The sequence below is a fragment of the Arthrobacter sp. APC 3897 genome, assembly GCF_030407495.1.
Lineage (GTDB): Bacteria > Actinomycetota > Actinomycetes > Actinomycetales > Micrococcaceae > Arthrobacter_B.
Genome location: NZ_JASDDG010000008.1, coordinates 27,001 through 49,181 on the forward strand (window position 1 = coordinate 27,001; position 22,181 = coordinate 49,181).

The 22,181-nt window shown below is 61.8% G+C and carries 17 protein-coding genes and 1 pseudogene; 11 read left to right on the forward strand and 7 right to left on the reverse strand.

Going from position 1 to position 22,181, the window contains the following annotated elements; genetic code table 11:
• Positions 1-313: 313 nt before the first annotated feature.
• Both QMA10_RS05635 and QMA10_RS05640 read right to left on the reverse strand, forming a co-directional pair.
• Positions 314-4,279 carry a hypothetical protein gene (locus QMA10_RS05635; protein WP_290166851.1) on the reverse strand — a complete coding sequence of 1,322 codons (3,966 nt, stop codon included), beginning with the start codon at positions 4,277-4,279 and terminating at the stop codon, positions 314-316.
• Positions 4,280-4,471: 192 nt separating this feature from the next.
• Positions 4,472-4,700 (reverse strand): annotated as a pseudogene (locus tag QMA10_RS05640) (thiamine pyrophosphate-binding protein); the annotation flags it as partial.
• A gap of 521 nt (positions 4,701-5,221) precedes the next feature.
• Here QMA10_RS05640 and QMA10_RS05645 point away from each other — a divergent pair.
• The 3 genes from QMA10_RS05645 to QMA10_RS17660 all read left to right on the forward strand — a co-directional run bounded on the left by QMA10_RS05645 (position 5,222) and on the right by QMA10_RS17660 (position 7,056).
• Positions 5,222-5,410: a hypothetical protein gene (locus QMA10_RS05645; RefSeq protein WP_290166852.1), complete on the forward strand. Its 189-nt coding sequence runs from the start codon at positions 5,222-5,224 to the stop codon at positions 5,408-5,410.
• A 461-nt stretch (positions 5,411-5,871) separates the two neighbouring features.
• Positions 5,872-6,282: a hypothetical protein gene (locus QMA10_RS05650; protein WP_290166853.1), complete on the forward strand. Its 411-nt coding sequence runs from the start codon at positions 5,872-5,874 to the stop codon at positions 6,280-6,282.
• A 546-nt stretch (positions 6,283-6,828) separates the two neighbouring features.
• Positions 6,829-7,056, forward strand: a complete 228-nt coding sequence (locus QMA10_RS17660; protein WP_356833884.1) for a DUF6308 family protein — start codon at positions 6,829-6,831, stop codon at positions 7,054-7,056.
• 485 nt (positions 7,057-7,541) lie between these two features.
• Here the strand turns inward: QMA10_RS17660 and QMA10_RS05655 are convergent, their stop codons facing one another.
• Entirely contained in the window at positions 7,542-7,901 is a 360-nt protein-coding gene (locus QMA10_RS05655; RefSeq protein ID WP_290166854.1) for a universal stress protein, read from the reverse strand.
• A 299-nt stretch (positions 7,902-8,200) separates the two neighbouring features.
• Here QMA10_RS05655 and QMA10_RS05660 point away from each other — a divergent pair, with 299 nt between their 5' ends.
• The 3 genes from QMA10_RS05660 to QMA10_RS05670 are packed head-to-tail and all read left to right on the forward strand — an operon-like array spanning position 8,201 to position 11,236.
• Positions 8,201-9,157: a tripartite tricarboxylate transporter substrate-binding protein gene (locus tag QMA10_RS05660; RefSeq protein WP_290166855.1), complete on the forward strand. Its 957-nt coding sequence runs from the start codon at positions 8,201-8,203 to the stop codon at positions 9,155-9,157.
• The gene (locus QMA10_RS05665) at positions 9,157-9,729 is read left to right on the forward strand and encodes a tripartite tricarboxylate transporter TctB family protein (protein ID WP_290166856.1); all 573 of its coding nucleotides are present in this window, start codon (positions 9,157-9,159) and stop codon (positions 9,727-9,729) included. Before QMA10_RS05660 ends, QMA10_RS05665 begins: the two co-directional genes overlap by 1 nt.
• A 1-nt stretch (position 9,730) precedes the next feature.
• A complete protein-coding gene (locus tag QMA10_RS05670; RefSeq protein ID WP_290166857.1) occupies positions 9,731-11,236 on the forward strand; it encodes a tripartite tricarboxylate transporter permease in 1,506 nt (501 codons plus the stop codon).
• Positions 11,237-11,467: 231 nt separating this feature from the next.
• On the opposite strand, the gene QMA10_RS05675 is transcribed toward QMA10_RS05670, so the two are convergent.
• From QMA10_RS05675 to QMA10_RS05690, 4 genes are all read right to left on the reverse strand, one after another.
• Positions 11,468-12,529, reverse strand: coding sequence for a hypothetical protein (locus QMA10_RS05675; protein WP_290166858.1), 1,062 nt, complete (start codon positions 12,527-12,529; stop codon positions 11,468-11,470).
• Between the two features lie 520 nt (positions 12,530-13,049).
• A complete protein-coding gene (locus QMA10_RS05680) occupies positions 13,050-13,424 on the reverse strand; it encodes a hypothetical protein (RefSeq protein WP_290166859.1) in 375 nt (124 codons plus the stop codon).
• Between the two features lie 168 nt (positions 13,425-13,592).
• Positions 13,593-14,522: an acetamidase/formamidase family protein gene (locus QMA10_RS05685; RefSeq protein ID WP_290166860.1), complete on the reverse strand. Its 930-nt coding sequence runs from the start codon at positions 14,520-14,522 to the stop codon at positions 13,593-13,595.
• Positions 14,522-15,265 (reverse strand): FadR/GntR family transcriptional regulator, encoded by a 744-nt coding sequence (locus QMA10_RS05690; protein ID WP_290166861.1) that lies wholly within the window; start codon positions 15,263-15,265, stop codon positions 14,522-14,524. The genes QMA10_RS05685 and QMA10_RS05690 overlap by 1 nt, the downstream gene beginning before the upstream one ends.
• A gap of 172 nt (positions 15,266-15,437) precedes the next feature.
• Here QMA10_RS05690 and QMA10_RS05695 point away from each other — a divergent pair, with 172 nt between their 5' ends.
• The 5 genes from QMA10_RS05695 to QMA10_RS05715 are packed head-to-tail and all read left to right on the forward strand — an operon-like array spanning position 15,438 to position 22,131.
• Complete coding sequence (locus tag QMA10_RS05695; protein ID WP_290166862.1) at positions 15,438-16,955, forward strand: ABC transporter substrate-binding protein; 1,518 nt, start codon at positions 15,438-15,440, stop codon at positions 16,953-16,955.
• 55 nt (positions 16,956-17,010) lie between these two features.
• Entirely contained in the window at positions 17,011-17,958 is a 948-nt protein-coding gene (locus tag QMA10_RS05700; protein ID WP_290166863.1) for an ABC transporter permease, read from the forward strand.
• The gene (locus QMA10_RS05705; RefSeq protein ID WP_290166864.1) at positions 17,958-18,845 is read left to right on the forward strand and encodes an ABC transporter permease; all 888 of its coding nucleotides are present in this window, start codon (positions 17,958-17,960) and stop codon (positions 18,843-18,845) included. The genes QMA10_RS05700 and QMA10_RS05705 overlap by 1 nt, the downstream gene beginning before the upstream one ends.
• Positions 18,842-20,692: an ABC transporter ATP-binding protein gene (locus QMA10_RS05710; protein WP_290166865.1), complete on the forward strand. Its 1,851-nt coding sequence runs from the start codon at positions 18,842-18,844 to the stop codon at positions 20,690-20,692. The genes QMA10_RS05705 and QMA10_RS05710 overlap by 4 nt, the downstream gene beginning before the upstream one ends.
• Positions 20,689-22,131, forward strand: coding sequence for an amidase (locus QMA10_RS05715; protein WP_290166866.1), 1,443 nt, complete (start codon positions 20,689-20,691; stop codon positions 22,129-22,131). Before QMA10_RS05710 ends, QMA10_RS05715 begins: the two co-directional genes overlap by 4 nt.
• Positions 22,132-22,181: the final 50 nt, after the last annotated feature.

A 22,181-nucleotide genomic window follows, 5' to 3' on the forward strand; every position in this document is an offset into this window, starting at 1 on the left:
GCTTTCCGGCCAGGCGGTGGGGGTAAAACGGGCCTCCTCGATTTTAGCCGGGTGGGAGAGTGCATTGCGTTGGTTTCGAGTGTTGTTGATTTCTACCGACGGCTTGGAGCTACGGTGACGAGTTGAATATGGCCGATCTGACGAAACTCAGACCGTGGGATGGGGCACAGCTAGTAGGTTTAGGGGGGGGCTCGATTCCCTTGACCTGGACACTTGACGAAAACCATAGAGTCCCCAGGGCGCCGATTGCACGCCGAACACCCACGACGTCTGCTTGGCATACTCCATGCGCAGAATTGCCACCCACACATCCCTACGACTCATCTGCTCCATAGGAAACCTCAATCTCATGGGGCGGCGAATTCAGCATCTCTACGTATCTGGTTGCTTGGACAGGAAACTCATCAAGCGCTACCTTGGCTATGCGCCGGATTAGATTCTGAGACTTATCGTTACCAGAAAGTATCATCCTCAAGACCTGGTTAAACCGATTTGATTCGCCCCGCTCATAATCTATGCAGACTGAACGGATGCTGTCATCGTATGCACCGGATACAAGTTCGCTTTCGGATGCATTCATCAGTTGAGCCAGTTCAGCTAGCTGAGCTGCAGGCTTACACTCGCCAGCCTTCGACGCGATATACGCCAGCTCGTATTCTTCTAATTCGTGAACCAATCCGGGTGCATATGTAAAGGCCAATCGATACCGCTTCCAGCCTTCAGCCGAATAGGTCGCACCGCCTGTTACCCATGTTAGCTGGCCTGAGGGCATGATTGGAAATCGCACATTGAGCGCCATACCACCCAATTTCTCTAGCATTCTTGGATAATCAGAACGCTGTACGTTTACGGACTCATTCGAGAACGCCCAACCAGCCCAGGCAGGCACACCATCCGGCAGATCATGGCAGGTCTTTTCCAAGAAAGTTCGGAGCTCATCCCAAGAGTTGCCTTCGAGTGTCGCATTACTACCCAAGTCCTTTGAGCGATCCACACTCATCGATGCAACAAAAGACCCATAATGAAAAGCGGCGGCTATATGCATCCTGCCAGTTGCGGTCTTCAGTAATCGAACTAATTCTCGCAGTTCCGAGTCTACTTTCTCGATGCTTTCGGAAGAATCTGGCATTCTATATGAGAAATTGCATCCGAATAATGAAATTCCTTCTTCGGCTAGTCCGGGCCAAATCGGCAGTGATGCCTCCGGCTCCCTACCAATCGCAGGCCCTACTCGGCGGAGCCCTGCGTCGAAAGGTAAATTCGATAAACGTCTCTCCGCAGAACGCCAGTCATCGGGCGTTCCAAGATTCCCCCGTAGACATTGAGCTGCCAGATTATCCAGAGCTTGATCGATGCTAGCTGCACTAGACCCTTCCACATACCGCACTGCTGCCGTATGGCAGGCAGCCAGCACCCAAGGACCTGTCTGGGCAAAGCGGCGATCAGCAGTATCCAGCGTCTTCATCTCAAGTATTAGCTCGGCCAATTTTTCCATCGACGGGCTCTGGACAAACTTCCCTATATTTGCAAGAAACTTCCACCCAGGGTGATCGAATTTCAGTTCAGCGACAACCGCCCACTCGTCCACTTTTGCTGACAGTGGCATTATGGTGATCCTGAAGAGACTACTCTCAGACCCACCAAGGCTTATTATGTTGCGTTGTCCGATGCGACCCACAGCGCGTAGCGCTATTGTCATCCAATTGGCAGTACTCTTATCATCGCTCTTGGGACCTCGCCAAAAGACAGGTCTCATTTCTGAGAGAACAAGCGAGGGGCTGTATGTTCCGATGTGTTCTTCCAGCGACTCAAGGAGAGCTGGATCGTCTCTCTCGGAAGCAATACGTAGAATTCCCGATCGTGATGCTTCCCCCGCCAGCTCAAATATCGACAAAACATGAGAGCGCCGAACATCCGCATCTGTCAGCATCGGCCAGCTTGCTATGACACGGTTGATCCACCCACTTGGCGTAGTTTCGCCGAGGGACTGAGCGGCTCCTCTAAGTATGGGCGCAACAACGTAGTCCGAGAAACGTGAGAACTCGTCCACTCGCTGCTGTATTGGACCGTCGAGGAGGAGTGCGGCCCGTCGAGCTAGGCGCTTTGCAAACCTAGGCTGCGACTGAGATGCTCCGTCCAACAGTATGTCCAAGGCTAGCAACCCTCCGCTCCTAACAACAGCACCGTCGATATCATCATCGTCCAGCTCATCACATAGTTGAGGAATCTCAGCCTTCAAATGGTCCTTGCTGGTAAATACGTATCCGATAGCGAAAAGAACCACGTTGCGCCAATAGGGGATTCTTGCAAGGTCGCGAATAGTAGGTATTATCTCCGAATCCGGCAAATCTGAGACGTAAGCGCCCGCCATGAACTCTTGGAGGCTGCGTATTTCGAAGCCAATACGTCCCGATGAAACTACGGCGAGGAAGACAAGTCGATCGGTAACCAGCCTCAGAAATTCTTTGGTAAGGAACGCAACTTTAGCCGGTTCGTGATCCATTTCAGTTAGTCGATCACGAACAATCGCGAGAAACTCTTCTCGCGAAATTGTAGCTGACGTGTCGCCAACCCCGGCACTTCGACGTTGTAGCAGATTACCGATATGACGGTGTAAGTATACGACGTCTGTTTCGTAATCTTGCAGGAGCTCCGAAAGCTCGCCACCCTTTTCAAGTTCTCGCTGGTTTATAACATCGTAGTATCGAAGGAATAATTTCCAGCGGTCCTTCGGCACTTGACCAGATGTCTCGATTAGAACCGTCAAAATAGTCACTTGAAGCGGTGAGGAAAATAACTTGGAAGTACTTTCATCAGCACTGGCACGTAGTAGTCCTTTGAACACCGATTCCGCTCGTGTTGAACCGCCTTCCATGCGGACGGATATAAATCCTTTGGCGTAGTCCAAAGCAACGTCCAAGGGCAAGCTGGCAAGTTCCATGTGGGTGTACACCTTAGGATCAAATTCTTCGCTGTATCCTTGCGGTCGCGTTGTCGCCACGATGGTTACATCACCTCCGCATGCGGCAGACTTCAGCCCGAAATCACGTATAGAACGGATTACTTGATCACGGTTGCTGGAATTGGGAACCTCGTCTAATCCGTCAAGAATAAGCAACCACGGGAACGTGCCGAGCCATTCATGTAAGCGATCCACATGGATCACTCGCTCGGAGCTCTTCTCAATGAATTTAGTAATATATTCCAATAGGCCGTTAGATTCACCTGATGCGAGTGAATCCGCCAGGTGAGTCAGGTCGATCCGAAACGGCCAACGTCGGGCCTTCGGCAGCGGAACGGCAATTGTTTCCGCCCTTTTGAGAACCCGGTTAATATCGGGGAGAATATCCTGGTCATGCGCAAGTGTGGAATCAGCTATAAACGATGCCCGATAGATTTGGGCAAGGAATTGCGTTACTGTGCTTTTCCCTTGCCCTGGCCCGCCAATAAGCACACACTTTTTCTTGATCCCCTCTTCAGCATCCGTTGCGGTTGTAAGATAATCAAAACGTTGAATAAGTCCCGCCACTACGTTTAGCTCGATCGCCTCGAATTCGTCGTCGTGAGACACGCTTCCCAGTTGCAATGGTTCGTTTAAGGGCAGGTCTACGAATACATCTGCTACTGCTATACGCCTGTCACCATAAGTGCCAGTTTGCGATAGCTTGAGGTGGAAATCGTCACTGAACTCACTGGCTGCATGAAGGATCAGCGCATCAGCGAAGTTAGCCTCGTCTGCTTGGGAACGATCTAGAAGTTGAGTGATGAGGTCGCCTACGGTGATGAGAGACGAGTACTTGGCCCTGATACCCGGTGCATCGTCCAGCAGTCCGCGAATGTCGTCACGGTCCCACACCCGAAAGTCTCTGAGGGGCAGCTTCAGCTCGGATACTTGTTCATTTATGGTCTCCCTGATGGCATCCTTGCCAGACGGGGAGAGGCGTACGTTAGTTGCGAACAACAGAAAGTCTGGTTGCGGCGTTCTTTTCGTATCTGGCGCTGCCCAGGCGCGGAGTTCGCTCTTTACCTGAGCGGTCAACCACGAAAGGTTTCTGCCTGTGTCCTCATGATGGAGGTGCATTTTAGCTTGAAGCACCGCATATCCGTTCCATCTATCCAGCGATCCAAGCGAAGGGTTGTCGCCCTGCCACGTCGCTTCTCGTCCTCCATCTGGACCGTCTCCGAATACTGAGACTTTTGGACCAACAACCTTCAGGCAGAGTGCCTGAGTCATCTGTTCGAACTGCCGCCAGCTGAGAGCTTCAAGGTTGTAATCCATGTGTCAAACATCTCAGATTAATGACGCTTCTCATAGGTATGACAAGTTTTGATATTAAAGCGTGCCGTTCACAGTGTTTCTCTCATTATTGACCGCGGCTAGAAGCGCGACGACGACCCGCTCGCAGCGGCAACTGTAGACCAAAGATATCCTCCACCGTGACAGCGTCTTCCCTGACGCCGATGGACTGAAAGCGATGGCGAGCACGGGAACCCGGCTGCGGTGCGCGTCGTAGAGCCCGTTGATGAGGTGCATGTTGCCGGAGCCGCAGCTGCCTGCGCACACCGCGAGCTCGCCAGTCAGCGCCGCTTCACCTGCGGCGGCGAATGCCAATTCCTCCTCATGCCGGGTGAGCATTCCACTCGATGCCCTTCTCCCGGCGGATCGCCTCGGTCACCGCATTCCATGACCAGTAGGGCATCCAGATCTTTTTGCGGTCTACGCGCCGCGCACGCTGCTCGCCGGGAACGGCTGCGACCTCATCGACATCGCACGGGCAAACGCGCGGCAGCTGCTCTGAGGGCCCACATACAGGTGGTCCTGTAACGGATGTTAGTGGGATAATGAGAAATCAAGCGGTGGGCATGCAATTCAGTTTCCCTGCGTTGTGACAACGGTCCCGGCGGGGCTTAACTTCCATGTCCCGGAAGTTCTAGGTACGCTTAAGAGTAGAACAAGAGATTACCGGCGAGCATGAAGCTGGCGAGCGGTCACCCATCAAGTGACTAGTTATCCAGCAGTCTGGCAGATTGCCTCATAAGTTCCAAAGTCGTTCGTTCAAGCGCAGCAGGCCCCCACGGGGCCTTTTTTTATGCCCAAAATTAGGAAGGAACCAACATATCCACCCTTTTTGCCAGCCACATCGACACTGCCTATCGCAGAGCCATCACGCCATCAAAAGCAGGCAGTGGCGCCCAGAGCCGGAGTCCATTCGAAGTAGTCATGGACTCAGTAGCTGGACTGCTGTCGGGTCCCCGGTTGTTCACAGCGCGTACGGTCAACGAACTGCGCCGACATATTGCCCGCGCGGAAAACACAGCGGATCCCAGGTCCTCTCTCATCGACGTCTGGGAGGCCCTGCTGCTGGTAGCTGAAATACCCGACCACGATCAGTCCTTGGCAGCTCGCTGACTACTTGTTGTAGCCCCAGCGAAGATGCTGTGTAGCCCCGTCGAGATGCCTCTTCGTCAGCGCCAGCGCTATTGGGAAATCCTGAAGGCCTATCTCGCAGTGTTGGGACGCGCTCCTGGCTGCGAGGAGGCCCTGACACGAATCGACCAGCGCTTCCCCCTGTGGATTGACGCCCTGCACGCAGTTGTGCGGAACGGAGGAATCCAGCCAGTTACCGGTACATCGGAGTATGGGGCAGCCACAGGAACGTCGGCGCAGCCGGAGTGGACCGGGGGAGAAGCGTGTCGCCTAGTACTTCCTGCACCACATATGACAAGGCGCAATACTTCGGAAACACCTCGGACCACTGGAGGAGGCATACCTCCCACCGGTAATAATCAACTGCCCGAAATCCTTCGCCCGCCCCGCCTTCGTCAAGGTGAGGGCATTTTTGTTTAAAGGCCTTTGAAAGGACCCGCTTCATGTCTTTCTCATACCTTCCCTCGGATCCGGCCCTGTTCCTCTGGGCATCCCACCTCGGTCGCACCGGAGGCGACACTGACTCGTCCCGGCTCAATCGCGGAATTGCCGCGGTGTGGCCGCTCATTGAACAGTTCATCGACGGTTACCGACGCGGTGAGGGTCTGCCGATAATGACCATGCTCAGCATCCTGGAAATCTGCCGCTTCGGGCCTGAAGCTCCGCCCTTCTCCGACGGACGCACCAAGCTACTCACCGTCTGGGGATGCCTAGGCAACTTGTACGGTGTTCGCGGAACCCCGCTATCAATCCTGATGGCCCGCGTAGAGCTGATCCTCGCGCTCAATGACCTGCTTGTCACCGATGATTCGCCCCCCCAACGTGGAAATTTATCTCACCCTCTTGGATGCTGAATTGGCATCTATGCAATGGGAGCTTCTGGACCTGTTGCCTGCCGATTGTGCCCTGCAGATTCAACAGATAGATGAAGATTGGCGCGCATCCGCGGTGGAAATGCCCATTAACGAGATTGAGGAGGGCTGGTGAGGGTGGGCTCCGGCTCGGTTTGATTAGCTTGAGGGCGCGTTGCATCCCATAGGATGCGTTAGCGTATCTCCAACAGGTCTCATCAACGAGTATCCGAACGAGCAGCAACGGGGGAGCGGATTGCCTGCGAAGAGCCTGAAGTCGTTACAAAGTGCAGCTTCGGAGAAGCTGGATCGATATACGTCCCCGAAGCTGGGATATGCCTTCCATACCTATGATCGTCGAGGCGAATGGGAAGCCCCTCTTACTCCGTCAGATGTGTTGCTGGCCAATCTCCTGAGCCTACGACTTAGCGCCCGAGATATTATCCCGCTGTTCATGGATGATGACGGACCGGCGCAGCGCCTGCTTCAGGCGCTAAATAGGCACTCACTGAACTGAGTAGTGCTGATGCTTTCGAAACCTACGATGAATTGCCGGACCTTGAATGTGCTGTTCAAAGTCTGGCCGCTGCAAGTATGGCAGCGATACAGGTTAAATGGTGGACTGCGGTGTCGGTTTCCAAAGTCCTTCACCGGCGTCGCCCGCACATCGTTCCCCTGATCGATTCACGGATCAAGAATTTTACGGTGCTAAGCAACCCGAGTCAGTGCGTCAGGCCCTATGGCAGACAGCCGGGAGAACGCAGACTGGATGTGTGACCTTGCTGCGACGAAGTGGACACCGGATGGACACCAGTTGTCGCTCCTACGCCTGGCAGACATTCTGATTTGGACTCCCTGAGCGCAACTAATCGCGGTCGGGGCACGCGGCACGGGCGTCATCGTGTTCGCCCTGTCGCTCCGGTGCCGCCAGCACGGAGTTCAACGCGGTCTTCGGGGCTGATGCCACCACCGACGGGCGTGCGTAAATGCTCGCCCGACGGTGGTGCCACTCCCTCACCTGGTGCGGCGCAACCGCCGCCCGAATGACGAGCCCGGCGCGGTACCGCTGGGATGATGCGTCATCTGACCGATCCCGCCCGCCGCAACGACAGGGACGCGGCGAGGTACGGCCGCCCATCTGGATTCTGTTCGTGGTGTCCTCCTGTGGCTCGTGCGAACAAGCTAGTGAGGCGGAGTTTCGATCCTGTTCCGGAGGATGAACGGGGCGGGGCCGGAGATTCGGCCAGGCGTTACAGCTTGCCCTAGAAGCGCCGGGACTTGACCGCGATCACCGGGGCGTTGGCCTCGAGCAGGATCTGCTGCGCCGCACTGCCGAGCAGGAACTTGCCCACCTTGCTGCGGTGCCTGACGCCGATCACCACGGCCGAGGCGCCAACCTCTTCGGCGGCATCGAGGAAATCTCCCACGGCATCGCGGTCACGGGCATCGGGCATCCGGTAGGTGACCGGAACGCCCTGGAGCTCGCTGCCCTCAGGATCAAGCTGGGTGCCCTCGAGGTTGAAAACCACCAGGTCTTCCTGGCGGCGTCGGGCTTCTTCGAGCGCGGCGGCAAGAGCAGCTTCGCCCTCGGGGGTGCTGGTGCGGGCAACAATGACGGTCATGAATACTCCGAGGTAGGAGGGGGTGCAACAGGACGACGCGTTCACCCTGGGAGCGAATTTGTCCTTCAGGTTCCCCACACCCGATGGAAAAAAGCAAAACAACTGCAGTTTATTAAGGGCGGCCCCCGGGGCGACCCCCTCGATATGATGCATATCACTTAGGGTCATTAGGTGGTCCGCTCAATCCTGAGTGCAGGCCAGCTTTTATGTCTCTACCACCCCCACTAAGGACAGTTGATTTTGTGAGCTCATCACCAGATCGAGCCGGGTCCGGCGCACGTCGCAAGCATCCGATCTTAATGGCCGCCTATGGCATCGTGGCTGTCGCCACGATCGGTCTGGCCAGCTTCTTTTCCATCCAGTCCGCTTCCGGCGGTTCCGACATCCGCGCAAACCTCACCCTGATTGCCCCGGCAGGTGCCGGTGGCGGCTGGGATACGTTCATGCGCGAGCAGCAGCAGGCCATGCGTGCCAACGGTTTGGTGAATAACACCCAGGTGGTCAACATCCCCGGGGCTGCCGGCACCATTGGCCTCGGCAAGCTTTCCACCATGTCCGGCCAGGCCAACAACCTCTTGGTCACGGGTGCCGGGCTGGTCGCCGGAGTGGCGCAGCTGGACTCGGCAGTGACGCACGACGACGTGCGGCCCATCGCCCGCCTGGTGGAGGAGTACGACGTCGTTGTGGTTCCGGCCGATTCCCCGTACCAGACTCTCGAGGAGCTCGTGCAGGCTTGGAAGGCTGATCCGGCGGCGATTGCCTGGACCGGCGGCGGAACGTTTGACCAGTTGGTCATGACCGAACTTGCTCTGGCTGCCGGCGTGGATCCCTCGGACACCACGTACATTCCCAAATCCGGCGGCGGCGAGGCGACTCAGGCCCTCATCACGGACACCGCCAAGGCTGCCACCTCGGGATACAAGGACGTCGAAGACCAGATTGATGCGGGACGGCTGCGCGCCCTCGGGCTGGCTGCCCCGCAGCGGCTCGACGGCGTCGACATCCCTACCTTGACCGAGCAGGGCTACGACGTGGATCTGGCCAACTGGCGAGCCCTCGTGGCACCTCCGGGCATCACCGATGAGGAATTCGCCGAGCTGCGGACCCTGATCGAGGAAACCATCGCGACTCCCGAGTGGCAGGCCGCCGTGGAGCGCAACAAATGGGCCGATGTCTACCTGACCGGGGACGAGTTTGACGAGTTCATGACCTCGGAGCAGCAGCGCATTGGTGAACTAGTGAAGGAGATCGGCTGATGAGCACTTCAGGGCCCTCGTCCGCAGGTACGGCGGAACAGCCGATCGAAAACAGCACCAGCGCTGACGGGCAGCCTCCCGTCCGCACCTCTTGGTGGGACGGCCGCAGCGGGCTGCTCCTCTCCCTCGTCATGGTGGCCTTCAGTACTTATCTGCTGGTCGGAATTCTCACGATGGACGTGGGCGAGGGTGCGGACTTCCCCGGACCGAAGTTTTTCCCCGGCATCTTGATGGTCGCCGGTTATGTCCTGGCTGCCCTGCTGGCGCTGCACTACGTGCGGACTCCGGAGTACCCCACAGAGACGTCCTCGCGGAAGTACCGCACCTTCACGGACTGGTCGGCAGTTCTCTGGACGGCGGGAGGCTTCCTGCTCTTCGCCCTGACTCTGGAAACCCTGGGCTGGATCATTGCCGCCGCCCTCATGTTCTGGTTTGTAGCGAAGGGCTTCGGCAGCCGCCGCCCCATCTTCGACGTCTCACTTGCCCTGCTCATGAGCAGCGCTGTTTACCTGGCATTCTCAATCGGTCTGGGACTTAGCCTCCCGTCCGGCATCCTTGGAGGAGGTTTCTAACGTGGATTCACTCAATCTGTTGATGGAGGGTTTCTCCTCGGCCCTGACCCCGATGAACATGCTATGGGTGCTCGTCGGCTGCCTTCTGGGCACCGCCGTCGGCGTGCTGCCGGGACTGGGCTCTTCGATGGCGGTGGCTTTGCTGCTGCCCGTAACGTTTGCCCTCGACCCCACTGCCGCTTTCATCATGTTCGCCGGCGTGTATTTCGGCGGCATGTTCGGCGACTCCACCATGGCAATCCTCATGAACACCCCGGGCCAGGCTTCGGCCATCGCTTCCACGTTCGAGGGGCACAAAATGGCCAAGGACGGCAGGGCCCCGCAGGCCCTGGCCACCGCGGCGATCGGCGCGTTTATCGGCGGCATGGTGGCCTCCGTCCTCGTCGTGTTCCTAGCTCCCGCCCTGGCTGATTTCTCGGCCAACTTCGGGCCGGCTGAATTCTTTGCGCTGGCCTTGTTCGCTTTTGTTGCCACGTCCTCCGTGGTCTCGGACTCCGCGGTAAAGGGCCTCGCGGCCCTCGTGATCGGTCTGGGCATCGCCACCGTGGGTATCGACCCGTTCTCGGGCGCCGAGCGGTTCAGTTTCGGTGCGCCGCAGATGTTCGACGGCATTTCCCTGATTACCGTGACCGTGGCCATCCTGGCGCTGGGCGAAGTGTTCCATATCGCCTCCCGCATCCGCCGGGATCCGGCCGGCAAGCAAATCGCCTCCGCAGGCCGTCCCTTCCTCTCCCGTGCCGAGCTCAAAGAGGCAGCCCCGGCCTGGGCCCGGGGCACCGCGATCGGCTTGCCGTTTGGCGTCATCCCCGCCGGCGGGTCCGAGATTCCGACGTTCATCTCCTACGACGTGGAACGGCGCATTGACCGCCGCCGCAAGAACCCGAAGTTCGGCAAAGGCGCGATCCGCGGCCTGGCAGCTCCGGAAGCCGCCGGCAACGCCACCACCGGAACCGCCATGGGAGCACTTCTGGCCCTGGGTCTGCCGGTTTCGGCCACGGCAGCGATCATGCTCGCCGCGTTCCAGCAGTACGGCCTGCAGCCGGGTCCGCTGCTGTTCGACCGGTCCCCCGACCTGGTCTGGGCACTGTTGGCGAGCTTCTTCATCGCGATGGTGGTGCTGCTCATCATCAACCTGCCCTTCGCAGGGCTTTGGGCGAAGCTGCTCCTCATCCCGGCCCCTTACCTGTACGCCGGGATTACCGTTTTCTGCGGCCTGGGCGTCTACGCCACTTCCGGGGCGGTGTTCGATCTGCTGATGCTGCTTGGGCTCGGCCTGGTTGGCTTCATCATGCGCCGGCACGGGATGCCCCTGGCCCCGTTGATGATTGGTGTGGTGCTGGGCCCGCTGGCGGAAACGAGCATGCGCGACGCGCTGCTGTCCTCCAACGGCGATTACTCGGTGTTTGTGACCGGGCCGATCCCGCTGGTGCTCTACGGACTGCTGTTCATCGTGCTGGCGGCGACTGTGCGGTCCAAGGTTGTGAACCGGACCCGCCAGGACGTGTAGTTCCGCTCGGAACACTGCCTTCGAAGGGCCTCGCCGATCTGCGGGGCCCTTCGCCGCGTCTTGGCCTAGGTAGCGGCCTCGTGCCGGTGTCGGGCGGTGAGTGCGGTGAGCGGAAACAGGCCACCGGCTTTGCGGTCTGCGCGCTGCCCACGGTGATTGCCGGCAACGGCCGCGAACTCATCGACCTGGCAAAGGTCAACGCTCGTGAACTCTGGTTAGGACGAGTAACAGCTACCCTTGGCCAATGTGCCAGGAGGGCAGGAATAGAAAATCTGCTGGCCAGTGCTCATCATTCGTTATCTGTCCCCGGACGAGCTCGACGAGAATGCTGGGCATCACCTTCTCGAGGATGACCGAACGCGGCAGTTCGTCAGCAGCCCGCCACCCGGCACCACCTCTGAGCTGGTCCCAGCGATTGAGTTTCACACTCTCGACAACTGCATGCACCTCGTCGGGGGTCAGCCAGATGGGCGCCGAGATACGAGGAGGCATCGTTCGCCAGACGTCCAGCTTCGCGTGTGTCGTTTCCCGCTCCGCCAGGATCGCCCGAACCACCCTGACTCGGGCAGACACTACCCGCAGGTAGGTAGAAGCCCACGCGGTTTCAACTTGAGGGGAGAAGAACGCCGAAAGTGCGAGCTGAAGTCGCTGTGCCTTGATCTGGCGTTCGCGCTTCAACTGAGCCGCAAGCACAGTGTCGCCGACCCGCTTCACGTCCTCGTCGAGGGACGGCAGGGAAACGCCAATGTGTGCGGGTCTGTCCTCGAGTACAGCTACGGCTGCTGCACTCACGAGCTCATTTAGTTCGGCGTCATTCGCGAGGGGCGAGTAGCTGGAGTCAAGCTGGAACACAATCCGCTCGGGCTCTGGCTCGGGCGGCGCACCGGGGGCCTCTGACATGGACTGCTCGAGCCGGACAAGGGCCGGAGCAAGGGCGGAATCGAGGTGTGCCTTAAGCGCCTCAATCAGGTTCGGGATCGTTCGAACGGTCTGCAGAGTCTCGCCGGTCGCCTGAGACATTGCGGTGCGGTTCGGCTCCGCGTTAGTCGAGTACCACTTCGAGATGAGGTATGCGATGGACTCGGATACTGCATCAAGGTACGCACGGGTGTCCTCGGATGCGGCATCAACGTCGCGACGGTCACCGGCAGTCATCGCCTGCTCGGCTAGCCGTACGACTGCTTCTGCGCCAATTAGGCTTTCACCCATGACCCGATGCGAGGGCTCGGCGGCCAGTCTGATATACGTGCGAACCAGCACATCTTCGATCCACTGACGGTCCGCGGTAGACACGGCGGTGAACTCTGCTGAGGGTCTGTTAGCTAGCTCATTTTGTGCCGTTCGCACCAATGATTCGACACTCGCGTACCCCAATCCCGTCAGGTCACCAACCGCATCGGCAAGGTCGGCGAGCCGAAAGAGCCGAAGAGCAACCTTCGTTAGTGCCACAGTGGTGGTCGGGGACGAATTCCCGGGTAATGCAGATCGCACTCATCTTCTCCTTCTAGGCGGCTCGTGTCGTGTAACCAGTCAAGACTCACCCAGGTAAGCGCTAATCAACATGAGCAACACGGCCTTTCAACTACGTGTCTTCCGCTAGAAGTTCCCTCACTGCCTTGTCAATGAAAGCGATATTAGCGGCGTGCATTCCGCAGGGTCATGCCGGACTGCAGGGGAACACTATCCATTTCGAAGACTTCGTAATCGCTGCGAATGGTGTAGCAGTCCAGCCTGAAGCAGGCACAGTGTCAAGAGTTGAGCGGGTTCCGGAATTGCCCTCCCCGGCGTGTCCTGTTTACTTATCGAACGTCATTTAGGCGCCGGCAGCACTCGGGCCCATCCGCCGTTGGGCGATTAGCCAGGTTACCGCCCAACACGCGACTGGTATCAGGGCCAGCACCGAAACGGCAGCCAGGGGAACGGCGGCATTTGCGGTCCAGGTGAAGACCGGAATGAGCAGCGACAACGTGAGAGCCAGCGTGCCAATGACGACAAGATACTTTGAAGAGTTTTCCGTTCTTGCAAGATCAGCAACACCGAACGTGCCGGCACACACTGAGGCAAACGCTGTAAAAACTGACAGCGGAATTAATCCGTTCGCGCCAACAAAGACGGAGCCGATCGAGAAAAGTGCAGCCACCAGGATGGTGGTCCCAGTGGAAAGTCCCAGAAATTTCTGACGACTCATGGGTGACGCCTCCTTCGCTGTGATTGCAGTTCTTCGCCTTTTGCCCAAGCCCGTAGATGTCATCTCGGGTTGTAGGCGGCAACGCTAACAAGATTCAAAACTGCGGGCAAAGCGAAAAGGTCCCACCCGCGGACTGGCCCAACTCACCCCGCCCACAGGGGAATCGAACTACCGGTTCATCACGGAGAGCGGCAGGTAGGCACTGACAATCCAGTTGGGTGCGTCAACAACCTCGCTGATCTTCAGGTCCACAACAACCGAGGACAGCAGATACGCCTCGTGGGGTTCAACGCCGTAGGTGAAGCACAGATGGTCGATCATGTGCCGGAGTGCGTCCCGGGCCGCACCCAAAAGATCCGGCCCCACCCCGGTGGTGGCGTAGTACCCCTGGTCCTCGATGCCGGGCCGGAGCGGTCCGGACGTCTGGAACTGCGGTGACGGGATGGACCGTCCCCGGTGCAGCGTCACCTTCAGCGTTCCGCTCAGGGGTGCTTCGATGGCGGTGACGCACACTTCCCCGTCCCCCTGGGCGGCATGGGGATCGCCGAACATGAGACGCGCACCGGGAAGGCTGACCGGCAGGAAGATCTTGGTTCCCACCACCAGGTCGCGGATGTCCATGTTGCCGCCAAAGTTTCCCGGAGGCATCACGGGCAGGGGGTCCTCCGTTGCAGGCGTGCACGCCATCACCCCCAGGAAGGGCCGCAGGGGCACATTCGCGACATCAAGGAACGCGGTGGCGGGACCGGTGGACAGGTCCCATTTGTAAATGAACGCCTCCGTGAAATCATCCGGCAGGAGGCCGGCACCGGGACGGCTGGCCGTGAATCCCCACCCCAGAGGGGTGAACTCCAGCGGCTCGATCTCCAGCACATCACCGGGTTGGGCGCCGTTCACCATGATCGGACCGCGCAGGGGATAGCTTCGGGCGGGATCACGGTCGGGGATGGGATCGCCGTTGCGGTAGTTATCCAGCTGGCCGTCCGCGGCGTCCCTGACCTCAAAGCTGATGGTGTCACCGCTGCTGATCGTCAGGACCGGATCATGCCGGGGAGTCCACAGGCGGTTGTAGACGTCAGGTACGTCGTGGTGCGCCATCAGAGCGCCGCCAGCCCGTTGCGCCCATCGGCGTCCAGATAGCCGCCGTAGGTGGCCGTGATCGAGCGGCCCGCCTGGTCCCCGGCCGCGGCGCTGTTCCCGTCGGCGATGGCGGCGAAGAGCCGGCGGTCGCTGGCTGCGGCGTCGCGCATGGCCGCCTCCGGGTCGGGGGCCGAAGAGATCCGATCATTCATGAGGTCAAGAAGCGCACCGGAGACGGCCTGGCCGCTGGCCTGCAGCAGCTGGTTGCGGCTGGCCTCCCAGACGACGGCGTGAAACTCCAGATCCGCTGCATTGAACAGGTCCATGCGGCCGGCCGCGGATTCCATGCGCTCCACGGCGCCGCGCATAGCCTCGAGCTGCGCGGTGGTGTGCAGGGCTGCCGCGAGCCGGCAGGCGGAGCTTTCCAGGATGATCCGGAACTGGACCAGGTCCGAGAGGGACAGGGAGGCAATTCTTGCCAGCGTGGTGAAGGACTGCTGCAGCGCCTGTCCGGTGAGGGGCAGCACCTCCGGTCCGGAGCGTCCGCCGGGCCGGGACGCGATGAGTCCCCGGCTCTGCAGCACCCGCAGCGCTTCACGCACCGTGGGACGGCTGACCGAGAACTGCACCATCAGCTCGCGCTCACTGGGCAGGTGCTGCCCGGGCGGCACTTCACCGGAAACAATGACCGCTTCGATCTGCTCCACCACGCGTTCATAGGTCAGAACAGGGACTGCCGGGGAGAAACGGACTTTGCTCATACGGCCCTTCACAGTCGAAGTTTTTCTGAATCTACAGGCCCGCTGCGTGCCGGCGGAATACCTGCGCCCAAAACTTTCACTGGTAAGACCAGATAAATAGGTAGACAGGCTGGCACATCATGGGGTTGTCTGGTTCAAAATCGTTGGTCATGCCGGAGGACGGAGATCCCCAATGAATCGTGCATCTTCCCGCACTGCCGCTGCCCTGCTGGCCGCGTCTGCACTGTGCCTGTCTTCCTGTTCAGCCGGTTCGTCCGGGGAGGAGCCGGCCGAGTCCGCCGAGCGCTCCGGCATCACGGTGGCCCTCACCGGCGAGCCCACCAACCTCGACTTCACCACCACCGCCGGCGCCGCCATTCCCCAGGCGCTGATGACCAACGTCTATGAGGGCCTGGTGGAAATTGACCAGGACGGCGCCATCCAGCCGCTGCTCGCCGAGTCCTGGAACATCAGCGAGGACCGCCGCACCTACACCTTCACGCTTCAGCCGGACGTCACCTTCTCCAATGGTGAGCCGTTTACCGCCGACGACGTGAAGTTCAGCCTGGACCGGGTCACCTCCGGGGCCTGGGTGTCCAGCCTGAAGAACAAGATGGCCATTGTGGAGGCGGTCAACGTCCTGGGTGACACCGAAGTGGAGATTGTGCTGAGCAAACCCAGCAACGCCTGGCTGTTTGACCTCGGCACCCCGGTGGGCGCCATGTTCGACGAAAGCGGCGTGGATGACCTGGCCAACACCGCCGTCGGCACCGGGCCCTTCACCATTGAGGCCTGGAACCGCGGGCAGTCCATCGAGATGAAGGCACGCGACGACTACTGGGGCGAAGCACCACAGGTGGAGACCGCAACGCTGCGCTACTTCGCGGACGCCACGGCCACCACCAATGCGCTGCGCTCGGGAGATGTGGACGTGGTCTACAACATGCAGGCACCCGAGCTGCTCTCCACCTTTGAAGGCGACGACGCCTACCAGGTCCTGGACGGCACCTCCAACGGCGAAATTGTCCTGTCCATGAACAACAGGCGGGCACCCTTCGACGATGTCCGCGTGCGCCAGGCGGTCATGCACGCCATCGACCGGCAGGCGGTGCTGGACACCGCATGGAGCGGCTACGGCACCGTGGTGGGAGCAGCCGTACCGCCCACCGACCCGTATTACGAGGACCTGACGGACGTCAACGCCTATGATCCGGACAAGGCCCGTGAGCTGCTGGCCGACGCCGGAGCCGAGGACCTGAACATCACCTTCAGCGTTCCCACCCGCCCGTACGCCACTGCCGTTTCCGAGATTGTGGTCTCCCAGCTGGCGGAAGTGGGCATCAACGCCACCATCGAATCCGCCGAATTCCCCGCCGTCTGGCTGGACAAGGTCTTCACGCAGCATGACTACGACATGTCCGTGGTCCTTGCCGTTGAAAGCCGGGATTTCCTGACCATGTTCAACAACCCGGATTATTACCTGGGATATGACAACTCCAAGATCGCCGAAACGGCAGCCGCCGCGGACGCCGCGGACGAGGCCGGCTATGTGGACGGCATGAAGGACGTGGTCCGCACGGTGACTGAGGACGCGGCCGCCGGAGTCCTGTTCCTCTTTCCGAACATTGTGGTGGCCGACGCCGAAGTCACCGATGTGCCCGCCAACTCCGTCACCGAGGCCCTGGACCTCACCGGAATCGGCTGGAACTGAAACCGGCGGCAGAGCACCCCGCGGAGCCGGCGGCACGGACTGAAAAGAGGCACGCATGGGCATTCGACTGCTGATCAACGCGGCACGGTTTGCCGTCACCTTCATGGTGGCCACGGTGGCGGTCTTCATCTTCATGCGTGCCGTCCCCGGAGACCCGGCGCAGATTGCGCTGGGCGTCAACGCCACTCCGGAGCTGCTGGCCGAAACCCGGGCGGAATTCGGCACTGACCGGCCCCTGCCGGTGCAGTACTTCGACTGGACGCTTGGTCTGTTCCGCGGGGACTTCGGCACCAGCTACGTCACCCGCCGGGACATCACGCCGCTGATCCTGGACCGGGTGCAGGTCAGCCTGATCCTGGTGGGCCTGGCCATGGCCGCCGCCCTGCTGATCGCCGTGCCGCTGGGAACCCTGATGGCGGTGAACCACCGCAGGATCAGCGGAATCCTGCTCAGCGGGCTGAGCCAGGCGGGCGTGGCGGTACCGGGATTCCTGGCGGCCATCCTGCTGGTGGTGGTGTTCGCCGTCGGGCTGGGCTGGTTCCCGGCCAACGGCTGGACACCGCCGGGGGAGGACTTCGGCGACTTCCTCCGCCGGGTCTTCCTGCCCGTGCTGGCACTGGCCTCCGTCCAGGGCGCCATCCTCACCCGGTACGCGCGCTCCGCTGTCCTGGAGATCATGAGCGAGGATTACCTGCGCACCGCCCGCGCCAAAGGACTGGGACGGACCGAAGCACTGGTGAAGCACGGCCTGCGCAACGCCGCCATCCCCGTGCTCACGGTCACCGGGGTGCAGCTGGCAGCGCTGATCATCGGAGCCGTGGTCATTGAACGCGTCTTCGTCATCCCCGGGCTGGGCTCCCTGCTCCTGGATGCGGTGGGCAACCGGGACCTGCTGACCGTGCAGTCCGTGGTGATGGTGCTGGTGGCCATCACCCTCACCATCAACCTGCTGGTGGACGTCCTGTACACCGTGCTGGATCCCCGAATCCGGAAGAAGGCCTGATGAGCGATCCCACCCCGGCTGCCTTCACCGGAGCCGCTCCGGTCCCCGCCGGGCGTCCCGGCCGCGGCAAGCCTTCACCCACTCTGCTGATCGGCGCGGCGCTGGTGGCCGTCGTCGTCGCAGCGGCCCTGCTCTCCTTTTTCTGGACACCCTACGATCCGGTCCGGGCCTCGCCCGGGGACCGGCTGCTCGGCTCCAGCGCGGAGCACCTGATGGGAACGGACCGCTACGGCAGGGACGTTTTTTCGGGCATCCTCTACGGCGCCAGGATCACCCTGCTGGTGGGCCTGATCTCCGTGGGCATCGCGCTTCTCATCGGAACCCCGCTGGGCATTCTGGCCGGTATGCGCGGCGGCGCGGCCGAGGAGATCAGCATGCGCGCCGCAGACATCCTGATGGCGTTCCCCGCGCTGCTGGTGGCCATCATGTTCGGTGCCGTGTTCGGCGCGGGAACGACGACGGCGATGGTCGCCATTGGCATCGGCTCGATCCCGGGCTTCGCCCGGGTGGCGCGCAGCGGCACCCTGCAGGTGATGAGCACCGAGTACGTCCTGTCGGCGCGTGCTTCCAGCCAAAGCGCCCTGCGCATTGCCCGCCGGCACGTGCTGCCGAACATTGCGGGGGTGCTGGTGGTGCAGTGCTCGGTCACCTTTGCGCTGGCCGTCCTGGCGGAAGCCGCACTGTCCTTCCTGGGACTGGGCACACCGCCGCCCGTTCCCTCCTGGGGCCGGATGCTGCAGGAATCCCAGCAGTTCCTGGGCACCTTCCCGGCGCTCGCCGTCTGGCCCGGAGCCGCCATTGCGCTGGCAGTCCTGGGCTTCAACCTGCTGGGCGACGGGCTGCGGGACCGGTTTGACCCCAAGCTCAACGGGGAGGCGGGACGATGAGTGAGCATCTGCTGGAGGTGAAGGACCTCCGGGTGTCCGCCGGAGAGCGCACGCTGGTGGACGGCTTCAACCTGGAACTGGGCACCGGCGAACGGGTGGGATTGATCGGTGAATCCGGATCCGGCAAGTCCATGACGGCCACCGCCCTGATGGGGCTGCTGCCGGAAGGAGTTTCCGCCGCCGGGTCCATCCGCCTGGCCGGAACCGACCACGATCTGGTGGGTGCCCGGGACAGCCGTATGCAGCGGATCCGCGGCAACCGGATGGCCATGGTGTTCCAGGAACCCCTCAGCGCCCTGAACCCGCTCATGCGGGTGGGGCCGCAGGTGGCCGAGGTGATGCTCAAACACCGCACGGTGCCCAACCGGCGCGCGGCTGCGGCGAAAGCCGTGGAGATGCTGGCCTCCGTGCGGCTGCCCGATCCCGCGGAAGCCGCCCGGGCCTTTCCGCATCAGCTCTCCGGCGGGCAGCGGCAGCGCGCCATGCTGGCCATGGCACTGGCCAATGATCCGGCGCTCCTGCTGTGTGATGAGCCCACCGCGGCCCTGGACGTGACGGTCCAGCGCCAGGTGCTGGACCTCATCCTGGAATCCGTGAGCCGGCGCAGCACGGGCCTGCTCTTCATCACCCACGACCTCTCTGTTGTGGCCAGTATCTGTGACCGCGTCCTGGTGATGAACAACGGCCGGGTGGTGGAGGAGGGAACCACCGAACAGGTGCTCACCCGTCCCGCCCACGCCTACACCCGGGGTCTGCTGGCGGCCTCTGACCTGGAGGCAACGGACAGCGGCGGCCGGCTGTTCACAGTGGCCTCGGCTGCGGCTTATGTGCCGCCGAAGATCGTATCCCCGCCGCGCCGGGGGACGACGACGGGGACGACGACGGCGACGCGGGCTGCGCGGCCAACGTTGCCTGACGCTTCTGCCCGCACAGATCATCCAGCCCCGGCCACCCCCGCAGAACAGCCTGACCGTGGGAGGGGCGCCGGCGCCGTCGAGCCGCTGATTAGTGTGCGGGACCTGGTGCGCACCTACCGGCGCGGCCGCACCTCACTGTTTGGTGCGCCTGCCGAGGTGCAGGCGCTGCGGGGCATCTCGTTTGAGGTGGCCGCCGGGCAGCGGTTCGGGGTGGTGGGGGAGTCCGGGTCCGGCAAGTCCACGCTGCTGCGGATCCTGGCCGGGCTGGACCAGCCGACCTCCGGCAGCGTCAAAGTGGCCGGAAACGAGGTGGCCGGGGCGCGGGAAAACGAACTGCGCCAGCTGCGCCGCGAACTGCAGATTGTGTTTCAGGACCCCATGGGATCGCTGGATCCGCGGATGCGGGTGCGGGACATCATCACCGAACCGCTGCTGCTGCCGGGCGAAAGCGCACGCACCGCCCGGCACGCCGAACGGGCGGCCGAAATGCTCCGGGCCGTTGATCTGCCGCCCGAGGCGCTGGACCGCTTTCCGCACCAGTTCTCCGGCGGGCAGCGGCAGCGGATTTCCATCGCCAGGGCGCTGATCGGTGAGCCGCGCATCCTGGTGGCGGACGAGCCGGTGAGCGCCCTGGACGTTTCAGTGCGGGCCCAGGTCCTGAACCTGCTCTCGGACCTGGTGGACCGTTACAACCTGACCCTGGTTTTCGTGTCCCATGACCTGGGCGTGGTCCGGCATCTTTGCGACAACGTGGTGGTCATGAACCAGGGGCTCATTGTGGAGAGCGGCCCCACGGAACAGATATACGAGGACCCGCAGCACGGATATACCCGGACGCTGGTTGCATCGTCGATGTCGCTGCGGTCCGAAATGGCCGGGCGGGCGATGGACAGCAGGGAAGAAGTCACCAGTCAGGGAGAGGGACAATGACCGAGACGGCCAATGAATCACCGCAGCAGGAGAGCACCCCGCGGGGCCGGGGACTCCATGATCTCTCCGCCGCCAAGCTCAGCAGCGCCTATGCCGCCGGCACCCTGACTCCCGTTGAGGTGGCAGAAGCGGTCCTGGAGCGGATCCTGGAGCGGGAGCCGGAGCTGAACGCGTTTTACCGCTGTGATCCGCAGGATGTCCTGCGCCAGGCACGGGACAGCGCCGAACGGTGGCGGACGGGTGCTCCCCGCAGCGCGTACGACGGCGTGCCCTGCACCCTCAAGGAAAACATTTCCCGGGCCGGGATCCCCAAGCCGTCCGGCACCGCCCTGCCCAATCCGCCGGTGCCGGCTGCGAATGCACCCGTCACGGACAGGCTCCTGGAAGCGGGAGTGGTGATCCTTGGTTCCACCACCATGCCGGACTGGGGCATGCTCTCCTCCGGCGTCTCCAGCCTGCACGGGGTGTCCCGCAGCGCCTGGAACCCGGCCTGGACCACGGGCGGGTCCAGTGCAGGTGCCGGCAGCGCGGCGGCCGCCGGATACGGCCCGCTGCACGTGGGCACCGACATTGGCGGATCCATTCGCCTGCCCGGAACCTGGCAGGGACTGGCCACGCTGAAGCCCAGCGCCGGACTGATCCCGCTCGATGCGCCCTACACCGGCCGGGCAGCCGGCCCCCTGGCCCGCACGGTGGCGGACGCCGCCGTCCTGATGGAACTGGTGGCGCGGCCGGACCCCCGGGATTACAGCACCAGGCCGTTCCCGCCCCAGCGGTGGAGCGCCGAGCCGGCGGATCCGGCGCCGCTGCGCGTTGCGCTCCAGCTGGACGCCGGCTGCGGACAGGCGCCCGATCCTGAAGTGCTGGCAGCCGTGCAGGCGGCAGCCGCCCTGTTTGAACAGGCCGGAGCCGTGGTGGAACCGCTGGCACCGTTCATCGACGAGGACATGCTGCGCGGTCTGGACGACTTCTGGCGCACCCGCTCCTACGCGGATCTGGAGGAACTGGCACCCGGGCACCGGGAAATGGTGCTGGACTACATTGTCCGCTGGTGCTCCCGCGGCGCGGACGTTTCGGGCAGCCAGACCATCCGCAATTTCCACAGCATCGCGCGGATGCAGCAGGCGACGGCGCTCGCCGTCGCGCCGTACGACGTCGTCCTCTCGCCGGTGGCCCCCATGGCCGCGTTCCCGGCCGAACAGCCCATGCCCGTGCCCGACCCGGAGCGGACCATGGCCCACATCGGGTTCACCGTGCCGTACAACATGTCCGGGCACCCGGCTGCCACCGTGAACTGCGGATTCACCTCTGACGGCAGGCCCGTTGGCCTGCAGCTGGCCGGAGCGGTGGGCAGCGATGCGAAGCTGCTGCGCGTGGCGGCCTGGTATGAAGCGGCGCGGCCGGAGTCTGCAGCGCCGGACTGGACGGCGCTGGCCTGAAACGGGCCGGGCCCTGTTCCGGCGCCGGCCTGATTCGCGAATCGGTCTGA